The sequence below is a fragment of the Desulfosarcina sp. genome (assembly GCF_046496365.1).
Classification (GTDB): Bacteria; Desulfobacterota; Desulfobacteria; order Desulfobacterales; family Desulfosarcinaceae; genus Desulfosarcina.
Map to the genome: position 1 here is coordinate 1 of NZ_JAWOHB010000015.1, position 5,990 is coordinate 5,990.

Genomic DNA, 5,990 nt, shown 5'->3' on the forward strand with positions numbered 1-5,990 from the left:
GGCGGCAGTGCCGCGGGCGATCCCGCCGCCAGGGCGAGCATCGCGAGCATGGGGACGACCACGCGAACGGCTCGGTCCGGCATGACCAGCTCCTTTGCCAGGATGAAAGACTACCGGAAAACGCTGGGGGTTTATTGTGGGGCCATCCTGATATTTTTTTTCATCGCCAGTTTTGCTGTTCCCGACAAAGACATAGATTGCAGAGCGCCGGGAAGGCTTCTTGAACTCAACCTATCCAGGGTGACCCCCGATGCCATACTGGTTTCCAATGACAATGTGGTTCGTGCGGTCTGCTGGTTTTTCAAGCGGGATGACGTGAAACTGCTGGAGCCGGTCGGCGAACTCGCCTATGGGTTGGATCATGACGATGCAAAACCTGGAAGACTTCTGAGTGTTGACAGGTTAAACGATATGATACGCGAAAACGCGGGAAAACGTCCGGTGATTCTCGTTCTGAACAAGGAGCACTACAAAAGCTATGCAGACCGGTTGCCCCCTCCCATCTTTATGGATACCGATAACCATTTCGTGTTTGCGGAATTTTTTTAGGGGGCGCGGATTTTGGCAGATCCATGGGCAACCGTCCCTCCTGCGCTTTCTTAAAATGAACCTGTCCCCTTACCGCCCGATGCCGGAGATGCTGGGGTTCCATTTTTCTTGCACTACAACCTGATTTTCTCTATAGTCTCTCACCAGGAAACCAAGTTCTTATTATTTCATCTCGTCTTGCATCCTGCCTCGATTTTGAGAAAGAGGATCAATTGGAGCGCTTTAAAACCAGGCTGAACAATTATCTTGTAACCGTTTTATGAACAGATCCTCACATTCTATTCTTTCGGTGGTTGCGTGCTCAAATTCCATCTAAAAGACCTGTGTGCCTACCCCCATGCGCGTACTGAGGGCACCGACCCCGAGGCCGGGCGACTGCAGCGTGCGCCGCTCGCGGCGATAGTCATCATCGGTCTTGTTTTTGCCTTGTTCACCTATCTGTATGGCCTTGGCTCGGCCCACATTCTTCGCAACGGCGACGAACTTGTGTACATGCAGATCACGCGCGTGACCGGCACTGCCAACCAGTGGCTGCCGCTGCAGAGCGACATGCCGGACATGCGAAATACCAAGCCGCCACTGCTGTTCTGGCAGGGACTCTTGAGCACCGATTGGGGGGCGCACTGGTCGCTATGGGCATTGCGCTGGCCCAGTGTGATGTGGACCTTCGGCACGGCTCTCCTCTGCGGCCTGCTGGGATGGCGGCTGTCCGGTCGTGATCTGTTCAAGGGGGCCCTGGCGGCCCTTTTCTATCTGGCCTTCTTCACCACCTATCGCTACGGCCGGCCCTATCTTACCAATCCTCCAGAAACATTCTGGGTATTCGCATGCTTCTTCACCATATTGTGGTGGAAGCCGCGATCCTTCGATTCGCGCTTCGTATTCCCGACCATCCTGGGTGTACTGGCAGGCATGGCGCTCCTCACCAAGAGTTTCGCACAACTGCTGCCCATCGTCGTGGGACTTGCCTGTTGGCATTTGCATGTGCGCGGCTGGCGCGTGGGCGCGTTCGTGCGCGCCTCGCTGCCGGGCATTGTCTGGACTGGGCTGCTGTCGCTGGGCATGTTCTCGCTGTGGTTCGTCCTCGACCCTGAACCCGCGGCCATCTGGCGCGAGTTCGTTGTGGGCGAGAATATCGGTAAGATGGGGGGGGAGGTCGGATCCTGGTTCAAAGGGCTGCTGTGGGGCGGCGACAGTGTTTGGCGCCTCTGGGGAAGCTGGTTTTCCAACGCCGGTCTGCTGGCCTTTCCCTTGTTCGGTATGATGGTGGAATCCTGGAGGCACCGGCGCACGCTACCGGATGGGGAACGATTGTTGTGGATCTGGGTGTTCGCCATCTTCATCGTGTTCTGCATTCCCAGTGAGCGGAGCGGCCGTTATCTACTGGAGGGCATGCCTGCGCTGGCGGTGGTGATGGCGACGCGTTGCCATCACGTGGGTCGTTACGCCTTTGTCCTGTCTCTGTCTGCCGTCATCGCAGTGCTGCTGCCCATCGGATGGCTCTCGTTGCTCCTGGCACGCGAGGTGGGCGTGCAGGCCTTTCCGTGGTGGCACTGGCCGCTGGTGGTTACCGGCGCCGCGTTTGCAGCCGCGGCCATCGCTCGGCCTCGCTGGACCGCTATGGGCAGCGCAACCGCAGTCCTGTCGGTGTTTTTGTCTCTGGCCGGTTTTCTGTCGGTGTTTGACAAACCGCTGGGCGTATTCAACTCCGTTGTCACGGAGGCCACCGTTGGTCGCGTGGTGTGGGTGCCGGAGAATTTCCGCTCGGTCGCCGAACAGTATCGTTTCCTGCTGCCTCGCGCGGTGGTGCGGGGGTATCCGGCCGCGTTGAAGATGCCCCACGCAGGTATTCGTGGGCCCGATGACTTCGTGGTAATCCGGCGACCCCTTGATGCGCCTGCGCCTGAAAGCGCCATCGGCAGTCGCATCCATCTCACCAGCCGACACACAGCCCGCCAGATCTGGGAAATGGCCACCGGGAGCGTGCAGAAGCACTTGTTCGCTCGGGAGTGGGTGGTGGCGCCGCCAGGTTCCCTGCCCATGCGCTGACAGCGTGCTTGGCGTCACTTCAGTTACGCCTTCTTGATCCCTCAACGGGGTTGTCGGCAGGATGGGCGGTAACCCCTATCGCCATGAAGACCGCCCGGACCATTGGCATGGGCGGAATGCATGAAAGGGTTGGCGTTCCAGGCGACCCACAGGACAGGGATGCTTACGCGTCGCGGATTCGCTTGACACTCACCTTAGGCCTCAGATAAAGCTTGTTCAGGCCCCCGGTGTCAGGTTTCAGGTGGAAAAACTGTTCACGGTCACCCGCCAAGGACCAGATTCTTTTGAGTGATTCAGGATTTTACTTGACAAAGACGAACCCAATGGGATAGAAGGATGCTTATAGTTGCTGTTCCTGGATAATAAGATGAAAAAGACGATATCATAAGCCCCGGAATATGTTCGGGGCTTTTCAATTGAACAGATAGCCGATCTCAAAACCTCCGTATCGATCCTATTCATTTTGCTCCTCTAAAAAGGGGTTTGATCCTGCCACTCCCCCGCAACCCGCGGGGCCAGCGAAAATACAGGTTCTCAGTTTCAGAGCAGTGCCCTTGGAATATTCAAGCGAGAAATGGAAAATCATCTTAGTATGGTGAAGAATATTCCTGAGGTGCAAATCAGTATCCGCCACGGCGGAATCCATTACTTTGGACCCACCGTTCACAAGGCCTACCCCTTTGGGAATATCTTGTTATTTCTGAAGGAAAGGGGCAATCCAACCGTGCCTTTGAGATCGGCTCAACAGAAGAGAGGACTTTATGGAATTTAAAGAATTTAATCTGAACCCCAGCGTCGTGGCAGGTGTCGCTGCCGCCGGGTTCGTTACACCCACCCCTATCCAGACCGAGGCTATTCCGTCGGTCATGGAGGGACGAGACATCATGGGACTGGCCCAGACCGGTACCGGTAAGACGGCGGTCTTTGCACTGCCGATTTTACACCGGCTCATGAAGGGAAAACGAGGGTATGTAAGGGCCCTGATTATCGCTCCCACTCGCGAACTGGCTGAACAGATTCATGAGGCGGTTATCAGCCTGGGAAGAGAAACCCGTATGAGAAGCGTTACCGTCTACGGCGGGGTGAACATCAACACTCAAATCAGAAATCTGAAACAGGGGGCGGAAATCGTGGTTGCCTGCCCCGGTCGACTCCTCGACCACATGAATCGGGGAACGATAGATCTTTCCCGGGTAGAGGTGCTGGTCATTGACGAAGCGGATCATATGTTTGACATGGGATTTCTTCCGGATATCCGGCGAATACTGAAACATCTCCCGGCCGGGCGGCAGACGCTTCTGTTTTCAGCCACCATGCCCAATGAAATCCATGACTTGGCCAAAGACATTCTTAGGGACCCGATTACCATCAAGGCAGGGGAAACCGCACCGGCGGACACCGTCAGCCACGCCCACTATCCGGTGGCGCAGCATTTGAAAACAGCATTTCTGCTGAAACTACTGGCGCATATCAACTCCCAATCCGTGCTGGTGTTCACACGCACCAAGCACCGCGCCAAGCGCCTGGGAGAACAACTGAGCAGGGCCGGTTTCAATTCCGCCTCGCTGCAGGGGAATCTTTCCCAGGGTCGTCGTCAGGCCGCTCTTGACGGCTTCCGCAACGGAAGATTTCACGTACTGGTAGCCACCGACATCGCTGCACGCGGCATTGATATCTGTCAGATATCTCACGTTATCAATTACGATATGCCCAACACCACGGATGCGTATATCCATCGAATCGGCAGGACCGGACGGGCCGACCAGAGCGGAGATGCATTTACATTGATCACCCATGACGACAATCAAATGGTCAACGCCATCGATCGTGTCATGGGTTCCAAAGTTGAGCGCCGCACCTTAAGGGATTTTGACTACAATGCGCCGGCCCCCGTAAAATATGCGCAACCCGTTTCAAAATCGCATCGGCGTGGGGGCACGGGAATGTTCGGTCTGAAAAAGACGAAGCATCTCCCAATGGGTCGTATCGGGGCGAGACCCAACTAAATTCTCTGCCGCTGCAGCGGCCGCCGGTGCACACTCAGGCCTTTAGGGCCTGGTAACTTACATCACCGATGCCATTCACTTGGCGATTTTTAGGGTAATCCTATCTCGCACCCCTCGAGCCACGATTCACATACCGGCGGGGATGTACGGAAAAGCCGGCGCAAGACAGCCTGGATCGAACCATGTTGTCTTTAGGGTCCCTTCAATTGTCTCAAGGCGTTGCGGCAGAGCCCGCGTCTTCATTGAGTTCGTAAATAATGCGCGCGGCGATTTCTGCTGCTTTGCCGGTGAATTCGGTGCAGCGCTTACTCAACCCTTTTTCCCGAAACATGGATTTGCCTTCCGGGGTAGCAATGTCGCAGCCCAGCAGAACGTGACAATCGCGGGCCCCGAATGCTTGTTCGAACTCCCTGATAAGGCGATTCACCGCAGTGTATGACGGTTGAACAGACTCATCCGCTTCAGACCGCCCGAGAGCAAGACTTATGCCCATAATCGCGCCGGAGACTGCGCCACAGGTGCCGCGCGTTCGCCCCATGCCGCTGCAAAACCCGGTGGCGATCCTGGGCAAAAGATCGGATTCAACCCCCTGTGCCCCGGCAAGGGCAAGCACAACGCTTTCCGCACAATAGAGGCCGGAATCGAAGGAATTCTCGGCAGTCTTTCGAACATTTGAAACAAATTGTGATTCCAAAAGCGACTCCTTTACACAAGTTGGATTTTTTTGCCCGGATTCCGATCAGACAGCCGGATCGGTTTCTATTTTCTCTGCATCTTCCATTGCGATGTCCTCGGCAGGCAGCGAAAGGAGATCCGATGCTTCGGCCTCGGGCAATTGCGCCACAGAACGGAGCTTACGTTCCATGGCCCGGCTGCGCACGCCGGTCTGTTCGATGGTACGGCTTGCGGTGTCCAACTGGCGCTTTACCGTGTCCAGTACCTCGCCAAACTTTCCGAACTCGGTCTTGACCGCGCCCAAGACCCTCCACACCTCCGAGGTGCGCTGCTCAATCGCGAGAGTCTGGAACCCCATGCGAAGGCTGCTCAGAATCGCCACCAATGTTGTGGGACCGGCCAGCACGATCCGAAACCGCCGTTGCAGGTCGTCCACCAAGGCCGGCTGCCGCAGTACCTCTGCATACAATCCTTCGGTCGCGAGAAACATGATTGCAAAATCGGTTGTGCCGGGTGGATTGACATACTTGTCATGAATCTCCTTGGCAGCGGCCCGAACTGCTCGCGCCAAGGCATCCGATGCTGCCTGAACCCCCTCCGGGTCGGCCTTGTCCGCAGCGTCCTGAAGGCGGATGTAATCCTCCTGTGGAAACTTCGAGTCAATCGGCAGCCACACACAGTTCTCCGGATCATCCTTCGGACCCGGCAACC

5 protein-coding genes are annotated in these 5,990 nt (G+C 56.3%); 3 read left to right on the forward strand and 2 right to left on the reverse strand.

The genetic code is table 11. The features are described from left to right. From R6V78_RS00595 to R6V78_RS00605, 3 genes are all read left to right on the forward strand, one after another. A partial coding sequence (locus R6V78_RS00595; RefSeq protein ID WP_410287373.1) for a hypothetical protein occupies positions 1 to 549 on the forward strand: 549 nt, incomplete at its 5' end. Positions 550 to 846: 297 nt separating this feature from the next. Next, a complete protein-coding gene (locus R6V78_RS00600; protein ID WP_410287374.1) occupies positions 847 to 2,598 on the forward strand; it encodes an ArnT family glycosyltransferase in 1,752 nt (583 codons plus the stop codon). A gap of 761 nt (positions 2,599 to 3,359) precedes the next feature. Beyond that, the gene (locus R6V78_RS00605; RefSeq protein WP_410287375.1) at positions 3,360 to 4,604 is read left to right on the forward strand and encodes a DEAD/DEAH box helicase; all 1,245 of its coding nucleotides are present in this window, start codon (positions 3,360 to 3,362) and stop codon (positions 4,602 to 4,604) included. Between the two features lie 211 nt (positions 4,605 to 4,815). Here R6V78_RS00605 and R6V78_RS00610 read toward each other — a convergent pair whose 3' ends face one another. Together R6V78_RS00610 and R6V78_RS00615 are read right to left on the reverse strand one after the other, a co-directional pair. Continuing rightward, complete coding sequence (locus R6V78_RS00610; protein WP_410287376.1) at positions 4,816 to 5,298, reverse strand: C-GCAxxG-C-C family protein; 483 nt, start codon at positions 5,296 to 5,298, stop codon at positions 4,816 to 4,818. 45 nt (positions 5,299 to 5,343) lie between these two features. Beyond that, positions 5,344 to 5,990 (reverse strand): DNA recombination protein RmuC (locus R6V78_RS00615; RefSeq protein WP_410287377.1); only part of this gene is annotated, 647 nt, incomplete at its 5' end.